Here is an 18343-nt window from a genome sequence, read left to right on the forward strand (position 1 = left end):
CGTAGCTCCCAGGGCCATGCCACCCAAAAGTGGCAATTAGTAAAGCTGGCGAATCTGGAGAAAATGCGCGCATGGAGCTTGGATTCTAATCGGTTGGACCATGAATTCAACGAACGGCCACCCCTAGACGACTCAGGTCGAGATTACCAAACACGACTGTGCGCTATAGCTGTTAGGGGCGAAACAACCGAAAAAATCAACCCAACCGGTCCAAACCGGTCAAAGCGACCAGTCCCGACCCAGCGGCTTCCGGTTGGAGGGACTCTGCGTTTAGAAAGTTCCCGATAAAGCAATTGCCGCTGGAGCATTACGGGCGGCGGTTTGCAAACGGGTAGTCTGCCAGCGGCACTCCAGAGGCCGTCCGGACGGAGGGTATTTTCACGACCCGACCGTTCATTGACTGCAGATGAACAAACGAGCCACTGTTTTCCTCAGCAATCCTGTGCAGCGTTTCCCAGCCTACAGGACTCATCAAGTGAATCGTATGGATGGGAACCTGTGGTCGAGAGGCGGACCGGGCATTCAGCCCCGTCAACAGGCTTACGGTATTATCCCGCAATTCACCGTCAGACAGCAAGAATATTCCGTCCGGCTTTAAACTCAGTGCCAGCGCCATCGCTATGGCAGGCATTGTATCGTGCCCTAAAAGATGCGATCGCAGCCAGCGCGCAACCTGAGCCACTGTCTTTCCATCCGCCGGGCTGTAGTGGGCGTTTGACAGATCGTCGCCAAACATGAGCGTTGTTCGGTGATCAAAGCAGATCACCAAGAATTCTTGGTTTGGACGCAGTCCGCGCAGGCATTCGATCAACTCTTTGCGAGCGATATTCCAGCGCTCACCTTCCATACTTTGTGAACTATCGACGACAAACACAAACCGGTTTCCGCCGGCGTACCTCCCAAAAAACGACGCTCCGCCATGGGATTGTTCACTTTTTCCCCCAATGGCGGCAAGGGCCCTGCCGTCTGGCGATCTGGGCGCGGCTGTTAGGTCGTGGCCAAACGGCTCTGGGGACAAATCCTGGAGCGCATTGATCCAAGCTTCATCCGCTTCCGCGATTTCAACCACTGAAGGTTCTACTGCTAGATCCTGCTCCTCAGCCGGCTCTACTTGCGCAGCCATTTGGAACGCAGTTTCGGAAGAGGTGGACATCTGTGCTGACAAGTGAATCCCAGGCAGCAGGTTGTCGCTGGCAAATACCCAGCAGGCCAACAGCAATAGCAGGCTTAGGTGCACCACCAAGCTACAGAGCACGGCAACGCTACTGTCGGCAACACGAGCGGAGCTTAACTTACCATCCTCGCGATCCATAAGACTTTCCAGTATGGACGAACCACCGACTGTACACTCAAGACTGGGTGCTTATTTGCGTGCCTTAAACTTGAAGCTGGACTTGGAATCTGGATTGGGATCGGGAACGAAGTTGAATTGCCCTTGATTCTCCGCTGCAATCGTCTGCATGTTGACAGCCCATTGGGGATCGTAGAAAGCGATTGCATGGATGGGAACACGAACGATTTCCCCTTCGACCAAATCATCCACTCGATTCGATTGGCGCAACATCTCCAAGACACCAGTGAGTATTTTTGGCGACATCTGGCCATCGGTCAAATAAAAAATTGCATCCGGTTCCAGCTCCAAGGCAACCTGCAACACCTCTTTGTGATTACCACCTGGAATCGACGGTTCAACCTGCAGGCTCTGAATCCAAGCGGTGGCAAATCTCAGATTCTCAGGTGTAGCGTAGAGGGGAAAACTTGACGGCAGATTGGAGAGGGGATCCGGAAGGCGGTGAATGGTTTTGTTGTAAAACAGCACGTAAAAACGCTGCTTTTCCTGAAGTGACATCAGCGACCGCAACAACTCGGTACGGGCCGCTTCCCACGGAGCACCCCTGAGAGTTGCAGAACCGTCGATCAGAAAACAAAAACAGTTACCGGCGGCGGACGTTCCGTAAAACGTGACACCAGCATTCTTGGGAAGGTCCGATGTGGTCGCAGACATGGCGCGATCGGCAGAGGTCGCTACTGAAGTGGCTGCCGATAATGAATCGAGAGCTTGGCTGGTAGTTGGTCCTAAATCTGAAAATGCGCTCGCCATGTCGCTGGTCAGACTGGTCGATGCGGGCTCAGTCAGCTCATTGGGAGTGCTTATGTCGACTGGTGTGGTAACCTCAATCGTATCCAGTTCCGCCTCTGGGGAAGTACTCGATTGCAACCCGAGTATCTCTTTGGCCGGAATTTGTATCGTTATCAGCCCCAGACCGATGGCTAATAGTAAGTGAACCAAAGTGCTGAAAATCAGTCCGCCAACGCCTGATCGTTTCCGTTTTGGCTTTCGCTCGATGGCCACTTCAGCCGTTGGACTAGTTGCCCGCGCTGAGGCATCTACTGGCGCAAGCTGGCGAGGACTGGCTTCAGTGGCTGGCCGGTTTCTGAACGAGGCCGAATCGCGCCGTACCACTTTGCCAGATGAAACAACCGTAGACTTCTCCACTGAAGGTAGGGGCCCATCACCTGGCTGTGAATCCGTAGCCTGTGAATCCGTAGCCTGTGAATCCGTAGCCTGTGAATCCGTAGCCTGTGAATCCGTAGCCTGTGAATCTGTAGGTTGGCGGGGTGTTGGCTGGTATTTCGTCGACAGAGTTGAAATGGTCTGAAACCACCGCCGCAGGGGCTCAATGTCACCGTTGTCGGCTTGATTCAGCAGTAGTTCGAGTTCAATGCGCCGCGCTTCGGTGCGTGCGGCCTCAGCCTGGGCCGTTAACTGATGGAGAGTTTGACGCCCAAGTTCCAGCAGACCATGGTCGCTGTCCAGGCGAACCTGCTTGTCGTCCAATGGCTTCTTAGAGTCCAGTGGCAAGGGATTCATGGCAGTCGAACCTCACCGCTCGCAAAAGCTGTCGAATGGCTGTGAGGTTGCTTAGTCTGCCAGTTTCGCAGCCCGCTGTCAAATGTTTGGTGAAATTAAAATTGGTCCAGGCCGGTGCTTTGCCTCCGTTGCTAGCCTTTACTGGCCTTGGCTAGGCAACCCCGATTGCACTATAAGTCCGATTCTGGACCGGTAGGTTACAAACGCAGCGAAGAACATAACAAGGACGCACTCATGTTTCCATCAGTCATCGACCGGACAAGAGTCTGGTTAGGACTCTGCGCAGCCGTTTGCGGCAGCTGCTTGACGGCCCTGCCAGCCGGTGCTCAATCCGAGGCCCCGAGTCTGCAAAGCCTGCCGACTAGCCCAGCTCCGGCATCCAGCACTGGTCTATCCAGCTCCCGTCCGGCAGGCACCACTCCACAACTTCCATCATCTGCCGGTCAATATTGGCAAGAATATGACTTGCGCCCTTACACCAAAGAGCTGAACCAACAGGAACGCCCACAACAAGCGATCGTTGACTGGATCTTGCGAGAGACGGGAACGGATGTTTGGTTCAGCGATCCCTTTGGATTTATCAGTGCCGATCGCGATACACTGCGTGTCTACCATAACCAACAAATGCATGAGATCGTTCGCCGTGTCCACGAACGATTCGTCAACGGAACTACGGCACCACAACTGTATGGCATGAGACTAATGGCCTTGGGAAATCCTAACTGGCGCACCCGAGCTCACTCGTTGATGCGCATCCAGCGAGCTCAGTCTCCCGGTGTGAACGCCTTCCTGTTGACCAAAGAAAACACCGCGCTGCTATTAGCGCTCCTGCGCGGGCGCACCGACTTTCGCGAGTTGACAGCATCAGATGTTGTAGTTCACAACGGCCAGGCACAGGTCTTTGAACAACTGCGTGGGCGCAACTTCGTCGAGAATCACCAGGCAATCGCCGGTGCGTTTCCTTCCTATATGCCGGTCACCGGCGAGATCAAAGAAGGCTATCGCATGCAACTCAGTCCACTCTTAAGCGTCGATCGCCAGTCGGTAGATCTAGTTGTCAAATGCGACATCGATCAGGTCGAACGATTGACCAATGTTGCTTTGGAGCTGCCGACAGCAACCGGCCAGGCGCTGAATACTCAAATCCAAGTGCCGCAAGTAGTCAGTTGGCGACTGCATGAACGCTTTGCTTGGCCAAGCGATCAAGTATTGATTCTCAGTTGCGGCATCGTCGCTGCACCACAGGGCACACCTAACAATTCGCTGTTGGGACAAGGCACCAGTATCCTGGGGCTGGATCGACTGCTGCCCATCGGCCCTGGCAATCGCGCCGAAGCCTTGCTGCTAATCGAGTACAAAGGCGATGCCTCTGGCAGGGTAGCCACCGGTCAGACATCAGGTGCCGCCACTACCGCCATCAACCCGCTCAGTCGTGGGCGCTACTAATTGGCGAATCGACATGCCTCCGTTTAGATTCTTGACGTCCTGAAACCCCTGGCCTTTGAGCCAACTGGCTGCCACGTGAGCCCGCTTGCCGGAGTGACACACCACGATGGTCTGGCGGTGAGGATCTAGCTCTTGCCAACGCTCGACGATTGAGTCAACCGGAATGGCAATCGCATCGGGTAGTGGCAGTTTGCTGATTTCGTCATCGTTGCGCACATCGACAACTTGAATACCGGCCAGAGACGCGCCAGCAGGTGCGAGCTGGGGATAGTCAGCCAAATCGTTTTGCGCCACAAAGGCCGCCATGTGAACTGGGTCTTTGGCTGATCCAAACGGCGGTGCGTATGCCAAGTCCAGCCCGGCCAGATCATCGACCGTGCCGGAAAAATGCAGCAGCGTCGCCACCACATCCAACCGCTTATCGATCCCCTGAGCACCCACGGCCTGAGCCCCCAGCACGCGACGAGTTTGCGGGCAGTAGACTAGTTTGAGCGTCAGATTCTTAGCGCCCGGAAAGTAACCTGCGTGATGACCAGCTTGAATCGTAGCGCAGCGGTACGCGATGCCACGCTGAGCGCACAACCGTTCGCTCAGTCCCGTCAGGCCAGCCGCCACGTCGAAAACGCGGACGATGGAAGTCCCTTGAACCGGCGGCATCAGCGGGCCATGACCACAGGCAGCATGACCTCCAGCTACTCGACCCGAACGATTAGCGGGGCCGGCCAGCGGCACTCGCATCGGCTGACCAAGCGCGCCGTGATGATATTCAATCACATCGCCCACAGCATAAATATCAGGGTCGCTGGTTTGGCAGAACCGATTCACCACCACTCCTCCGCCCGAGCCAATTTCTAAACCAGCCGAAGCTGCCAACTGAGTGCGAGGTCTTACACCGGCTCCAACGATTACCAAATTGGTATCCAGTAACTGGCCGTCGTCCTGCTCCACCCTGACGACGCGCCCCTGATCGACGCGCAATTGCCGTACGCTCGTATTCAACTTCACGTTGACTTCATGTCGCTCTAATTCGGCTTGTACTAGTCGGGCCATCTCGGCATCCAGAGGCCCCAAGACTTGGGGCAGCCGCTCGATCAGATCGACCTTGAGCCCGCGCTGCACTAGCTGCTCGACCACCTCCAGCCCTACAAAGCCCGCACCGATCACGGTGGCGCGTTTGCATGTTCGGTTTGACAGGCAGTCGACGATCAGGTCCATGTCGCTGAGTGTCCACAACTGAAACAGGTTGTCTGCCGTGACATTGCAAAAATCAGGGCGAATCGGCTCAGAGCCAGTGGCCACGATTAATTTGTCGTAGGGATAACTGAAAGTCTCGCCCTGGCTGGTTTTTCCAGCCACACATTTGGCGGCCCGATCAATAGCCAGTACTTCGTGACCGGTGCAGACGCGAATACGGAAACGATCCCAAAATAACTTACTGGTGGCTACCAAGAGTGACTCGCGGCGCGCAATCTCGCCTCCCAGATGATAGGGCAGTCCGCAGTTCGCAAATGAAATGACAGGCCCTTTTTCCAAAATCGTAATTTCGGCCCTGGCATTGGCTCGCCGAGCCCTGGCGGCTGCGGTAGCACCACCGGCCACACCGCCGACAATTACGATTCTAAGTTGAGTTGTCGTCATGTTCAGCAATTCCTGATTTGCAGGTTGATTTGGAGAGAGGGACCAGCGAGGCGCCGGCGATCCGTTTGACAGAGGCTAAACTAAATGAGTGGATTGCCAGGAACGCTCCTCCATCACCGTAGGCTGTGCCTCGCGCCCGCCGACTACACGCCTGAACAGCATTTCGCGTGAATACTTCCTTAAATGCAGCGAGTCCTTGACTGAGCAGCTATCAAGTTATTCTGTCGCAGCGATTTGGGAAGATGATTCTTCAGTGTGCCAGCGACCAGCTTGCCCCAGGCTACCGCACGCCCCTGCCACTGAACTTGGCACCAGCCGCCGGCTTCCGCTACTTGAGCCTTGATGTTGGCTGCTTCCACGGAAACGCTTTCTCCAGCAAAATAACGAATTGCCTGAGTATCGTACAGCACTACCTGTTGAACTGGCTGAAGGAGTGCAGAATTCAATACGGAACTGGCATAGCAGGGTTCGGCGACCGCTCGCCGTAGTTCAAACATCGGCACACCGGATTCCAAGATGGCGCTGCATCGAGCTGGAAACAACTTAGAAACCAGATGGATGACTTTACCTTGTTGCCGGAGGTCGAAATCATCCACAGAATCATTTGGTAACCAAAATGGCAATTGAGACAGTTTGCCACGCCAGCCTTGCCATCGTTTACGCGCACCCATTGATGAGTCATTGTCTATTGCCGGGGGATCATCCTGACCACGTGGGCGCTGCAATGCGGCTGCAAAGCCACCATCGCAATGATCTCGGTGTGGCCACAGTCGATAGCTGCCAGGCAGACGCGGACTGCTCCACTGGGCTAGTTCCGGAGTCGCCAGCATTTCCCAGTGCGATTCATGATTCAGAAATCGTTCAATCAGCTGTTCGTTTTCAGCCACTGAAAAGGTACAGGTTGAATAGACCAATCGCCCACCAGGGCGTACCAGCTTGCTGGCCGCATGTAGAATGCGCCACTGTCGCGCGGCGCTATGTTCGATCTGCAGCTTGGAGAATGCCGACCATGACTGTCGATCTCGCCCTACCAGCGATTGCCCGGTACAGGGAGCATCCACCAGAACGCAATCGAACATCTGCCAGCAGTGACTGGACAACCGCTCGACATCGGAACTCGTAGTCACATGATTCGCCCAGCCGGTTCGGTACAACGCATGCTGCAGGACCGGCAAGCGGCTACCAATCACTTCATTGGCGACCAACAGCCCCCTGCCCTCTAATTGTTCGAGCAGCCCGGTTGCCTTGCCCCCCGGCGCCGCACACAGATCACAGACAAGCTGTCCCGGCTGAACTTGGCACAGCGCTAGGGCCAACATGGATGCGGCATCTTGCAGGTAGTAATCGCCTGCGGCATGATGCAAAAACGCACCTGGGCGAATCGCGTCATTCGCCACCCAGCGACCACGCTGATACCACGGAACAGGCTGTACCTCAAATGGCAGGACAATTACCGACGAATCATCGCGCAACCTCAAACCTCGACGGGAGTGCTGTATTAGCGACTGGCAAAACTGCTCCAACTCGACGCCATCTAGCCCTAACTGATCCGACCCCAGCACACTCTTCCAATCCACTTCTTGTGCACCGGGCTTAGCCGGCGACATTGAGTTATTAGAAGCTTCCGAGTTCGATTTGCGCATGTAATTGTGATACGTTCAGTGAGGACAGAAGCGAGAAGCGCAGTAAGCTTTCTCAGAATATGCAGGTTGAACCATGTTTCGCGCACGGCGTTTCTTCAGTTCTCAAGTATCTCCCTGCAGGCAGCGAGTTAAACAGTCACCCGGCGTTCCAAAATCTTTGGCCAATCCGATAAACTCGCTGGGGTCACGAATGTTGAGGAAACGGCAAGCGTTCGTCAAAAGGTGTAGATTAAGCGAAAAGCTGACTCCGGGGAGGTTACTTGGGAATTAAAGAACACTCCCGTGCCGGTTTGTAGCATAATGTTATCCCGCCATTCCCAGTGCAATTGAGGCATTAACAACAGAGAATTTCTTCCTCCCAAGCTGGTGGCACCATTGGTTTCAAATCCCAGCGTTGCATGGTCGGTCAGATGTCTAAACACGGACAAATTAAACAGCCGTCTAGTTCTGTCTTGTCGATCAGGCCCATTGATCTCAGTGTCGACACCCACCATGGCCAGAGCTGACCAATAGCGATCAAATTCCATGCCCATCAGATACAAGATGGTGGGAGACCAATTATGAGTTTTACGGTTATAGAGCAGGATTGACTGCGCGCCATGGATGAATCGATCACCGAGGGCGGTCCCAAACGTCACCTGTCCAGCGAATTTGTAGGACTCCAGTGTGCCTTCTTCGAAAGGCAGCTCAAATTCCAGAGCTACTCCATCACGAATAGCAAACTCGATCTCGGGTGCCCATTCGGCGTGTCGCTTGCGTTGATGCCAGGGCACGATTGCCAACACATTGATCTCCGCCTCGCCGCGCTGGGCTCCCAGGGGGCGCACAAGATCGAACACCATCGGTTCCGGAATGCGTGGGCGATTATCACTGTCGCGGAGCTTATCAGCCCCAAACAATTCGACGCCGGCCAGCTCTATCCCGCCGGAGTCGCTTTGGTTCCAGCGCGGTGGCAACCACGGTTCATCATAAGATCCATAGCCTCCGTCAGAAATCTGTGCCATCAGTAGAGTCGATGGCGACAGGATAAAGATCAGTCCAACAACGATTCGATACATTGGCGCCTTGAGTTGCGAGAATGATCGTGGAATACGAATCGATATTGGCCTATGCTTGCATCAATCGTGACGCTTGCGACGGCTCGCCAAAATGCGATGTCATTTCCTCCAGTAAGTAATAGTCGGCCAGACAGCCGATACGATCCATTAAATTTTACTTTGTAACTTAGCACGCAATGCGTGGGGAACTCCACGGCTTGCTCGAAAAGCGCATACAAGTTGTAACGTGGCTGAAGTTAGGTTTGACAGCATTCAATTGCGTTCGTTCAGATTCAGGGCCGCTCGCGGAGAACAACAACTGCTTGGCGACGGGGCGTTACTACATTTGTGAATTTCGTGGGATTGCTTCATCAAAAAACGGCTCGCCAATTTTCACTGGCGAGCCGTTTAAGTTTAACGTATCTGAAGCTCAAGCGGTTTACTATGCCGAAGCTTAGCGAACGTAGCTCGTAGCTTGGACGACACGTCGATTGCTCTTCAGGTAAGCACTTGGGTCAACGACTGGTGCTGGAGGCATCGGAGCTGCTTCCGAGGCAGCAGGAGCTGCAGCCGGAGCACAGCTCGAGCAACCGGAGCTTTGGCAGCAGGAGTCACAAGCGCTGTCGCAGCAAGCATTGCGCTTCTGGAACAGGCGAGACAACAGGCCTGAGCGTCCGCAGCCACTATCGCAACATGCGTCTTCGCAACCGCAGCTTGGAGCTGCATGGCAAGCGTTGCTCTCGCAGCCGCAGCTGGGAGCAGCATTGCAGCAGCTGGAGTTAGCGCAAGGATCGCAAGCGTCGCAGCAGCTATCACACTTGTTGCCACAGCTTAACAAACCTCGCAGCATTTGTCGCTTGCGAGCTTCGATCTTGCCTAGCAGTTCCAGCATCGGTCGGCGACGCGACTTGCAGCAAGGATCACAAGCGGTTTCACAGCCGCAGCTAGGTGCCGCATTGCAGCAAGGATCGCAAGCAGTCTCGCAGCCGCACGATGGGCCACGCAGTTTGCCTAACAATCCACAGCCTTTGCTGTTGTCGCAGCAGTTGTTTTCACAACCGCAGCTTGGATCGGCTTTGCAGCAAGGATCGCAAGCAGTCTCGCAGCCGCACGATGGGCCTCGCAGTTTGCCTAACAATCCACAGCCTTTGCTGTTGTCGCAGCAGTTGTTTTCACAACCGCAGCTTGGATCGGCTTTGCAGCAGGGATCGGCAGCGCAACCAGTGTCGCAACAACTGCTATCACACCCACATCCATTCAGACCGAGCATTCGGTCTAGTAGTCCCCCGCCAAAGGATGGCGTACATAGGCTAGCGCCTAATAGAAGGGATCCGAGTAACTTGTTCCATCTCATCGATTCTCAACTCCCTAAACGATGAACCGTTGGTAATTGGCGCGGTTTGGCCGAATTGGGGGTGATGGCCGAGACCGGTTTCGACGTACGAAGTCGCCGCCGAAATCGCCCTCCGACCGGGGTGGCAACGAACAGACTGGCCGAGTAAGGGGCTCAGCCGCCTGTTCCACTTCGTGTGCCGATTACGGATGCAAAACCCGAGAATGACTCGAATCCTGCGTTCACTCCCATTTTCTGCCTGGGTCTACCGCACCGAAGAAGGGACGAATCTTTCCAAGACTCAGTAATCCCTTCCTGACTCAAGCGGAAAACGCGGACGCATTTGTCGCCTGAGTCAGCTTCAGGTATCGGTCGATCAGAAAGCAAAGGTTGAGCAACCGCAAGCCTTTTTCGAGAAACGAGTTACGGCATTTTGCCGGCGCGGTTGTTTCGATTGCGTAGACTTTTCGTGCTAGGAGATATTTACGGACACACCTACAAAGAGTAATCAGTACAGACTACCCCACGATTGCATTGATAGGGAACATTCGTACACTCTTTCTAGAGGATCTAGGTGTTGAAAATTCCCGCTTTCGGTCCATTCACAGCGTTCCACACAACCGTCACGCACGGCTTATATTGCCTGATTTGACTGCAATTTTGTCCGGGTAGCCCCAGATTATGGCCAGCTTGCCGTTTGAATTCATCGACTTCGCAGCGCTGCCCGGAGTCGAGTGTCCGTGTGGAGTAGCTCGACGCGGTTTGATGGACCAACTACAGGTGCCATACTCGCTGCATATAACGGACATATCCAAGGATGCCCGTGTCCACTACCACCGGCAAACCACCGAGACCTATCTATTTCTGGCCTGCGACCAAGACGCTCAAATGGAACTGGACGGACGGTTGTTGCCTGTGCGACCACAAACCGCACTTGTCATTTATCCGGGAACCCGCCATAGGGCTGTGGGAACCATGAGAGTCGCTATAATAGCTTCGCCGAAATTTGATGAAAGCGACGAGTACTTCGACTGAGAATCGACAGGGCCATGAAACGTGAACTGTATGCCGCAGCACTGATATTTTTTGCGTTCGTCTCCGGAATGCTGCTAACAGCGGCCACCAGCGGATGTGACGGTGGCTCTCAAACACAAGCTGCCGCTGAACAGATCGCTAAGTAGCGATTTTCGAGTGCGTAAGTGCAAGTCAAGCCATGTCCAAAGTAGTTCTCGATGTGGGTAATTGCGGTCCAGACCACAACTCAATTTGCAATCTGGTTACTGGCCGATTCAAAGCTCAGGTAATTCAGGCGCACGGGGCTGAGGATGCGATTCAAATCCTTGCCACCCGCCAAATTGACTTGGTGCTCATCAACCGCAAGCTCGACCAGGACTACTCCGACGGCGTTGAAGTGCTGAAGGCGATTAAAGCGGACGAACGATTTCGATCGGTGCCTGTAATGCTAATAACAAACTACGAAGAACATCAACAACAGGCGGTATCGCTCGGAGCCCTGCCTGGGTTTGGAAAGCTAGCACTATCGTCACCGCAAACCATTCGGCGACTGGCTGCCATCTTGTCGGAGCGCGATGAAACGCCGGCTTAACGCGTTCAGGGAGCGGATCCCGATTTTAGAGTCGCGAGCTTCAGCTTGAACAGATTCAAGATGCCCCTCAAGCCAGTTCTTTGCACGGGTACACTGCTCGTGGCGGTACTCTCAGTCGGACAGTATGTTTCGAATACGCGGGCCATTGCGTTGAGTGCGCGAAGAGTTCAAAACCAAAATGCTCTACTTCACGGGAACTTGGCGCATCCTGGTTACAGAGGTCCAGCCTACGCTGGCGCGCTGCCACTCATTGGATGGTTGCTTTTTCAGGTTCTGTCGAGCTTAGCGTCACTTAGCCTTCGTCTCGCAGACGGCATCATAACCGGTCGTACAATCCACGCACCGGTTAGCGGAGCGACATCCGACAACATACGATTTTGGGTGACCTGCGCAACTGTTTTATGCCCCATCGTTTTTGCTGTGGGATGCAAGCGCAGCGAGCCGGCGTTTTCGACCAACGGCGTGCAAGTCCTTCGACTGGAAAAGGAAATTGGCCAGGCATTGCCCAGCCAAGCGCTGTCAGACATCGCCCATTCTCTTGAGGACATCTTTGGTACACCAAACGATCCGCGATTTCCTGCCGAAGGAATAACATCTGTTTTATCCTTAGCTAATTTGAAGCGTGCTGCAGGCCCCGTTTCGAGCGACGAGGAGGATACGCAGTTCGGTTTGTATCGCAAGCATTGCGTTCGCTGCCACGGTCTAACCGGCGATGGAAGAGGTGCTGCGGCAAGAATGCTGGCTCCTTATCCGCGCGACTTTCGTATGGGAAAATTCAAATTCAAATCAACGCCCATCGGCACCAAGCCGACTCGTGCAGACCTGGCTCGCACGCTTCGCCAAGGCATCCCTGGTACCAGCATGCCTGCCTTTGATTTGCTAAAGGGCGAAGACATCGAGGCCCTGGTAGATTATGTAATCTACCTTAGCGTTCGCGGTCAAACCGAACGAGCGCTCTTGGACGAAATCGCCTACAATTCCGACAGTCAAGCGGACACAGTAGCCACCGACAAGATTGTTGCCCGATTGTTGACTCAGTGGCGAGTTCCATCGCAGCCCGAATCTGAACCTCCAGCCGGTTGGGTCGCCTGGGGTCAGGCGGCCAAGGGCTCCGAAGAACAAAGTCGGTTAAGTCAGTCAGTAGAACGTGGGCGGCAACTTTTTCAAAGTGAGTTGGCCGGGTGTGCCAAGTGCCACGGTGAAACCGGTGCGGGTGGTCGCTGGCAAGGAGACTTCGACGACTGGACGAAAGACTGGACCAGTGCCACCGGTATCCACACTACGGATAAAGCCTCCCTCAAGCCATTCTTCCGCGCTGGTGCATTTAAGCCCATATCCAATTCAGCTCGCGATTTGACATTGGGGGTTTTTCGCGGTGGAGCACGACCTGCCGACTTGTACAACCGAATCGTGCATGGCATCGAAGGCACACCCATGCCGGCGGCTGCAGTTCAGCCGTCTGTACCCCAGGGACTGACGACCGAGCAGGTATGGGATGTGGTGAATTACTTACTGAGCCTGACCAAGAGCACTCCCCATGTCACCAGCGATGCACCGACGCAGGCTGCACGGCAGAATCCCGACGAACACTTGAGTCAGGAGACCACACTGTGAGCCAGGGACGACAGGTGCAGCCGACGGCGGAGGTTCGCCATTGCAATTCAGTCGATAGCGGCTATTGCCGCATCGTCCATGGGCTGGCCGTTTCACTGACAATTGCCGTCTTTCCGTTGATTTGGGTGGGAGGTCTGGTGACCACCTACGGCGCAGGAATGGCGGTTCCCGATTGGCCAGGGACCTATGGTTGGAATATGTTTCTGTATCCGCCCTCGACTTGGTTGTACGGCGGATTCGATCTGATGGTCGAACATGGTCATCGGTTGTTGGGGTCATTGGCCGGAATGCTGTCGATTGCCCTCGTCGTCGCTGCAATGCGATGGGACCAGCGGTGTTGGTTCCGGCGCTGGTGTGTGATCGTGCTGCTAGCGGTCATTGCACAAGGTGTACTGGGCGGTCTGAGAGTGCGTTTGGACGAGCGATTTGTGGCGCTGATTCATGGTTGTATTGCGCAACTGTTTTTGGCGATGGCTACGGCCACGGCGGTGATGAGTTCCCGTTGGTGGCACGCCGCCGAGCCGCGCGGCGGCTCGAGCGCATCAGCATCTCGCCGCTTGGCGATCATTGCTAGCGCCCTGCTGCTGCTCGCCTACGCACAAGTTGTCGCCGGAGCCCATCTGCGTCACGCAGCGGTTGATACGCAACCTGGCACGTTCATGGGATTTGTGCATATTCACCTGATGCTGGCTGCCTTAGTAGCGATGACCAGTGTAACTGCGGCTGTTTTGACCGGCCGCCAGCAGCTTTTTGGGGGTGTCAAGCGGCCGGCGAAGCTTATACTGTTAGTTATCGTCTGCCAAGTATTTCTTGGCTGCGGAACGTGGCTGGTTCGCTATGCGTTGCCTTGGCAAGAGTTGAGTAGTGGGCTAGCGCAGTATACGATTCGCGCTCAAGGTTATTGGGAAAGTGCTATCGTAACCGGTCACGTAGCAACAGGCGCACTGGTCATCAGCCTAGCGACCATGCTCACCCTGCGGGCTTGGCGCAGCCGATGGTACCCATAACGACGTTCACCAGAAGTTGTAGGCAGCGCCCACCAACCCGCGTGCTGGCCATTGCGGCTTTCAGCAATAAGCATTGCGACCAATTCAAAAGTTGACAGGTAAGTCAAACGTGGAACAAGCTTCGGCGATCGTAACGGCAACTCTGGGCCAACGGCTGGGCTATTTCATCGAGTTGACTAAGCCTCGTATTTTGCTGATGATCCTGATCTCAGTCGTCATGGCCTTCGTGGCCGCTGGGGGACACGCACCGCTGCTGTCGCTGCTGCATGCCTGCGTGGGAACGGCAATGGTTGCCGCCAGCGCCAGCGTGATGAATCAATGGTACGAACGTGAACGCGATGCGGTGATGATTCGTACCAGCCAGCGACCACTGCCCACCGGTCGAATCGCTGCCAGCCAAGCGGCCTGGATGGGCTGGCTGTTGGTGATCGCCGGATCGTTGTACTTGGCGTGGCTTGTAAACTTGCCAACCATGCTCATCGGCCTGGCGACATGGGGAACATACGTATGGATTTATACTCCCCTTAAAATGGTTAGCTGGACCAACACGCTTGTGGGAACAATCCCTGGCGCCTTACCGGTGTGGATGGGTTGGACAGCGGCTGAAGGTTCACTTTCGGCTCCGTACGCTTGGATTCTGTTGGGTCTGCTGGTAGCTTGGCAGCTGCCGCATTTCATGGCCATTGCTTGGATGTATCGTCAGCAGTATGAAGCGGCCGGCTACCAAATGATTACCGTCACCGACAAGACGGGGCGCGGGGCCGCTTGGCATGCCATGACCGGCTCGTTGGCGCTAATCGTCTTGGCAATACTGGCGATCCCTCCCAGCAACTTTGGACTGGGCGTATTGTGCACGCTGGCCGTGTTGCTGGCCCTGTGGCAGACGGCGACTGCGTGGCGCTTCTCGCGGCAGCCCGATCAGGCGACAGCCAGGCGTATGCTGCACGTGAGTCTTTTGCACTTGCCGCTAACAATCCTGTTGGTTTCAATTTCCATTTGGATGCGTTAAAGCCAGTTCGCCGATGGCACGTAAGAAAAAACGCGATGCAACCGGCAGTCACAAATTGTTGGCTGGCGCTAGCGAGCAACGATCACCGGCGGTGACAGGCGGTTTGCTATCCTCAGAGGCAGTCCGGAGCGATAACCCGACGGAGCCAGCTGCCAATCATGAAAAACCGCGATTTCTACTGGCTACAGCTCTACTGATTCTTCTGCCCTGCGTGGCCTATTTGCCGTTGTTGCGAGCCGATTTTATATGGGACGACGACTCGTATGTCGTCAACAATTCGACGCTCCGCAATCTGGAGGGACTGTATCGCATGTGGTTGGAGCCGCGAGCGATCCCGCAATACTATCCGTTGGTTCACACAACGTATTGGATTGAATATCACTTGTGGGGACTGAAGCCGACCGGCTACCACGTGGTGAATGTACTGCTGCATGCGGCGGCGAGTTGGCTAATTTGGCGTTTGCTGCGCCTGTTGAACGTTGCAGGAGCGTGGTGGGTAGCGGCAATTTTTGCAGTCCATCCGGTGATGGTCGAGTCGGTCGCATGGATCACAGAACGCAAGAACGTTCTGTCGCTGCCGTTGGCTCTGGCCAGTCTAATGTGTTATTGCAAGTACTCTCAGCTGGGTCAGCCAAATCCAGATCCGGGCAAGTCTAACTTGCGCCTGTACTGGGCTTCGCTGCTGTTGTTTGGCGCTGCACTGCTCAGCAAGACCGTAGTCTGTACCCTGCCAGCAGTGATTCTTGTTCTCCGGTGGTGGAAGACCGGCGTATCGCCCTGGAAGAGCTTGCGACCACTGATCCCGTTCTTCGTACTGGGTGGCGGTCTGGGGCTGGCCACGGCGTGGCTAGAGAAGTATCACGTGGGTGCGCGAGGCAATGAGTGGGCGATGACACTGGTGGAACGCGTCTTGTTGGCAGGTCGTGTCGTATGGTTTTATGCCAGCAAGCTGGTTTGGCCCGAGCCACTGATCTTTTTCTATCCGCGCTGGACGGTGACTGCAACACAAGCTTGGCAATTTGCATTTCCGCTAGCAGCATTGGCAGTAATCGGTGGGCTGTGGTTGGCACGAGGTAGGCTGGGACGCGGGCCGCTAGCTGCAGTGCTGATCTTTGTCGGCGTACTCTTTCCGGCGCTTGGGTTTTTCGATGTCTATCCTTTCCGCTACTCGTTTGTGGCCGACCATTTTCAGTATCATGCCAGCATCGCCTTCGTGACTCTTGTCGTGGCCGCTGCCTATAAATTTTACGCCGCGTGGCAACCCACGCTCCCCTCGAGTACCCACCGCGTCCTCAAAGGCGTAGCTTGTACGTTGATCGCTGCCTTAGCGCTGCTGACGTTCCGCCGCACATGGGACTATCGAGGTCTGGAAAGCATCTATCGCGACACGCTGGCCAAGAATCCGGCGGCATGGGGAGCGTCGGTCAATCTGGCCAAGTTCTACCTGTACCAGGGACGTCAGCAGGAAGCCCTGGAGGTGGCTCAACAGGGTGTTCTCGCTTCGCCACACATCGCCGATGTTTACAATTCACTGGGAGGCGTCGTCTTAAAATTGGCACTGAATCAAGGAATTCAGCCGGAACAACTGGATCAGGCCGCTGAACATTTTCGCAAGACGATCGAGATTGAGCCTAACTACGCTGAAGCCATCGACAATCTGACCAACGTATTGGTTATTCAAGAGCAATATGAGCAAGCGCTTCCGCTTTTCCAGAAGTTGACTCAACTGGAGCCTGACAATGTTGATGCCAAACTCGGCTTGGCACACTCCTTGGTCAAAGTTGGGCGGGCACCTGAGGCGGCTGAACTTTTGCCTTCGATCTTGGAGCGCCAACCTGAACATCCTCAAGCTCTTTTTTTGGCTGGGCTGCTGAGTTCTCAATTGGGCCAATTCGACACAGCCATTAAGCACTTCACTTCGGCCCTGCGCAACCGACCGGTGTACCCTGAAGCCAGTTTCGAACTCGGGACAGCGATGGCAGCTCGCCAACAATGGTCAGCCGCTCGCGATCAGTACCTGAAGGTTATCAAGCATCAACCATGGCACGCCCGAGCGCGCAATAACCTGGGCGTGGCCTACATGAATCTTGAGCAGACGAAGGAGGCAATCGAGCAATTCACCCAAGCCGTATCGTTAGCGCCCGACTATACTTCAGCTGTAGACAATCTGAATCGCGCACGTCAAGCGCTCGATCCGAATCCTACACCTACCGAAACACAGCCACCCTAAACAACATGCCAGCAGTCGCCGTATGTCTTGTTCACCTGATTTCAAAGCTTTTACCGACAGGAGGGCTGGCAACATGCCGCTGCGCTGGTTGCTGACGGTTGGTCTGTACTGTTGGCTGATTCGCTGGATGCCAGTGGACACCTGCCAAGCCCAGCATCCGCTGATTGAACGCTATCGCCACGAAGCCATAACGCGTTGGGAGGGTGAGTTAAAAAAGCTGGAACAGCTCGACCAACAACAGCCCGACCCAGAAAACGCGATCCTGTTTGTAGGCTCGTCCAGTATTCGACTGTGGAAGGACATCGCCCGGGATATGGCACCTTGGCCAGCCGTTGGGCGTGGTTACGGCGGCGCACGCCTGAGTGACTTGGTGGTCTTTACCGAGAGACTACTGGCCGCGCATGACTATCGAGCACTGGTCGTGTTTGTCGCCAATGATATTACCGGTGGCAAAGATGCCAACAACTCAGACAAGTCGCCCGAAGAAGTCTTGGAACTGTTCAAATTGTTTGTCCAGATTGCTCGACAACATCGTCCAGACCGGCCAATATTCTTTATATCGATTACTCCTACGAGCAGTCGATTTTCTGTTTGGCCTCAAGTCAACTGCGCAAACGAATTGATCCGTGGCTACACACTGACTCAGCAGCATCTCCATTTCATCGACACTCGTTGTCACTTCTTCACGCCTGACTGCTTACCCAACGACGAACTGTTTGTTGCTGACAAACTGCATCTAAGTCCCAGCGGGTATCAGCTCTGGGCGCAAATCATCAAGGCTGCACTACTTGAAAAGCTGGGTTTTCCCTAACTCAAGACACAAAGATATTTCCCTATCTGCGAGTTGCGACTATAACTAAAGATCTACTGTTGATACTTGGTCTCATATTGAAGCATGCATGGGGTTG

General features: G+C 54.8%; 13 protein-coding genes. 8 read left to right on the forward strand and 5 right to left on the reverse strand.

Going from position 1 to position 18343, the window contains the following annotated elements:
* Positions 1 to 307 precede the first annotated feature (307 nt).
* Entirely contained in the window at positions 308 to 1312 is a 1005-nt protein-coding gene (locus KF752_14725) for a VWA domain-containing protein (protein MBX3422805.1), read from the reverse strand.
* Positions 1313 to 1363: 51 nt separating this feature from the next.
* Positions 1364 to 2872, reverse strand: a complete 1509-nt coding sequence (locus KF752_14730; GenBank protein ID MBX3422806.1) for a hypothetical protein — start codon at positions 2870 to 2872, stop codon at positions 1364 to 1366.
* 234 nt (positions 2873 to 3106) lie between these two features.
* Here KF752_14730 and KF752_14735 point away from each other — a divergent pair, with 234 nt between their 5' ends.
* Entirely contained in the window at positions 3107 to 4318 is a 1212-nt protein-coding gene (locus KF752_14735; GenBank protein MBX3422807.1) for a hypothetical protein, read from the forward strand.
* Here the strand turns inward: KF752_14735 and KF752_14740 are convergent.
* From KF752_14740 to KF752_14750, 3 genes are all read right to left on the reverse strand, one after another.
* Entirely contained in the window at positions 4268 to 5956 is a 1689-nt protein-coding gene (locus KF752_14740) for an FAD-dependent oxidoreductase (protein ID MBX3422808.1), read from the reverse strand. The genes KF752_14735 and KF752_14740 overlap by 51 nt on opposite strands.
* A 179-nt stretch (positions 5957 to 6135) precedes the next feature.
* The gene (locus tag KF752_14745) at positions 6136 to 7563 is read right to left on the reverse strand and encodes a hypothetical protein (GenBank protein ID MBX3422809.1); all 1428 of its coding nucleotides are present in this window, start codon (positions 7561 to 7563) and stop codon (positions 6136 to 6138) included.
* A 251-nt stretch (positions 7564 to 7814) separates the two neighbouring features.
* Complete coding sequence (locus tag KF752_14750; GenBank protein ID MBX3422810.1) at positions 7815 to 8657, reverse strand: hypothetical protein; 843 nt, start codon at positions 8655 to 8657, stop codon at positions 7815 to 7817.
* Between the two features lie 1993 nt (positions 8658 to 10650).
* Between KF752_14750 and KF752_14755 the strand changes: the two genes are divergently transcribed.
* The 7 genes from KF752_14755 (at position 10651) to KF752_14785 (ending at position 18246) form a co-directional block, all read left to right on the forward strand.
* Positions 10651 to 11004 (forward strand): cupin domain-containing protein, encoded by a 354-nt coding sequence (locus KF752_14755; GenBank protein MBX3422811.1) that lies wholly within the window; start codon positions 10651 to 10653, stop codon positions 11002 to 11004.
* Positions 11005 to 11182: 178 nt separating this feature from the next.
* Positions 11183 to 11575, forward strand: a complete 393-nt coding sequence (locus KF752_14760; protein ID MBX3422812.1) for a response regulator — start codon at positions 11183 to 11185, stop codon at positions 11573 to 11575.
* A gap of 420 nt (positions 11576 to 11995) precedes the next feature.
* Positions 11996 to 13189: a cytochrome c gene (locus tag KF752_14765; protein ID MBX3422813.1), complete on the forward strand. Its 1194-nt coding sequence runs from the start codon at positions 11996 to 11998 to the stop codon at positions 13187 to 13189.
* A complete protein-coding gene (locus KF752_14770) occupies positions 13186 to 14196 on the forward strand; it encodes a COX15/CtaA family protein (protein MBX3422814.1) in 1011 nt (336 codons plus the stop codon). The genes KF752_14765 and KF752_14770 overlap by 4 nt, the downstream gene beginning before the upstream one ends.
* A 109-nt stretch (positions 14197 to 14305) precedes the next feature.
* The gene (gene cyoE, locus KF752_14775; protein MBX3422815.1) at positions 14306 to 15205 is read left to right on the forward strand and encodes a heme o synthase; all 900 of its coding nucleotides are present in this window, start codon (positions 14306 to 14308) and stop codon (positions 15203 to 15205) included.
* 13 nt (positions 15206 to 15218) lie between these two features.
* Positions 15219 to 17435, forward strand: a complete 2217-nt coding sequence (locus KF752_14780) for a tetratricopeptide repeat protein (GenBank protein ID MBX3422816.1) — start codon at positions 15219 to 15221, stop codon at positions 17433 to 17435.
* 22 nt (positions 17436 to 17457) lie between these two features.
* Positions 17458 to 18246, forward strand: coding sequence for a hypothetical protein (locus KF752_14785; protein ID MBX3422817.1), 789 nt, complete (start codon positions 17458 to 17460; stop codon positions 18244 to 18246).
* The last annotated feature ends 97 nt before the right edge of the window (positions 18247 to 18343 follow it).

Source organism: Pirellulaceae bacterium (assembly GCA_019636385.1).
Lineage (GTDB): Bacteria > Planctomycetota > Planctomycetia > Pirellulales > Pirellulaceae > Aureliella.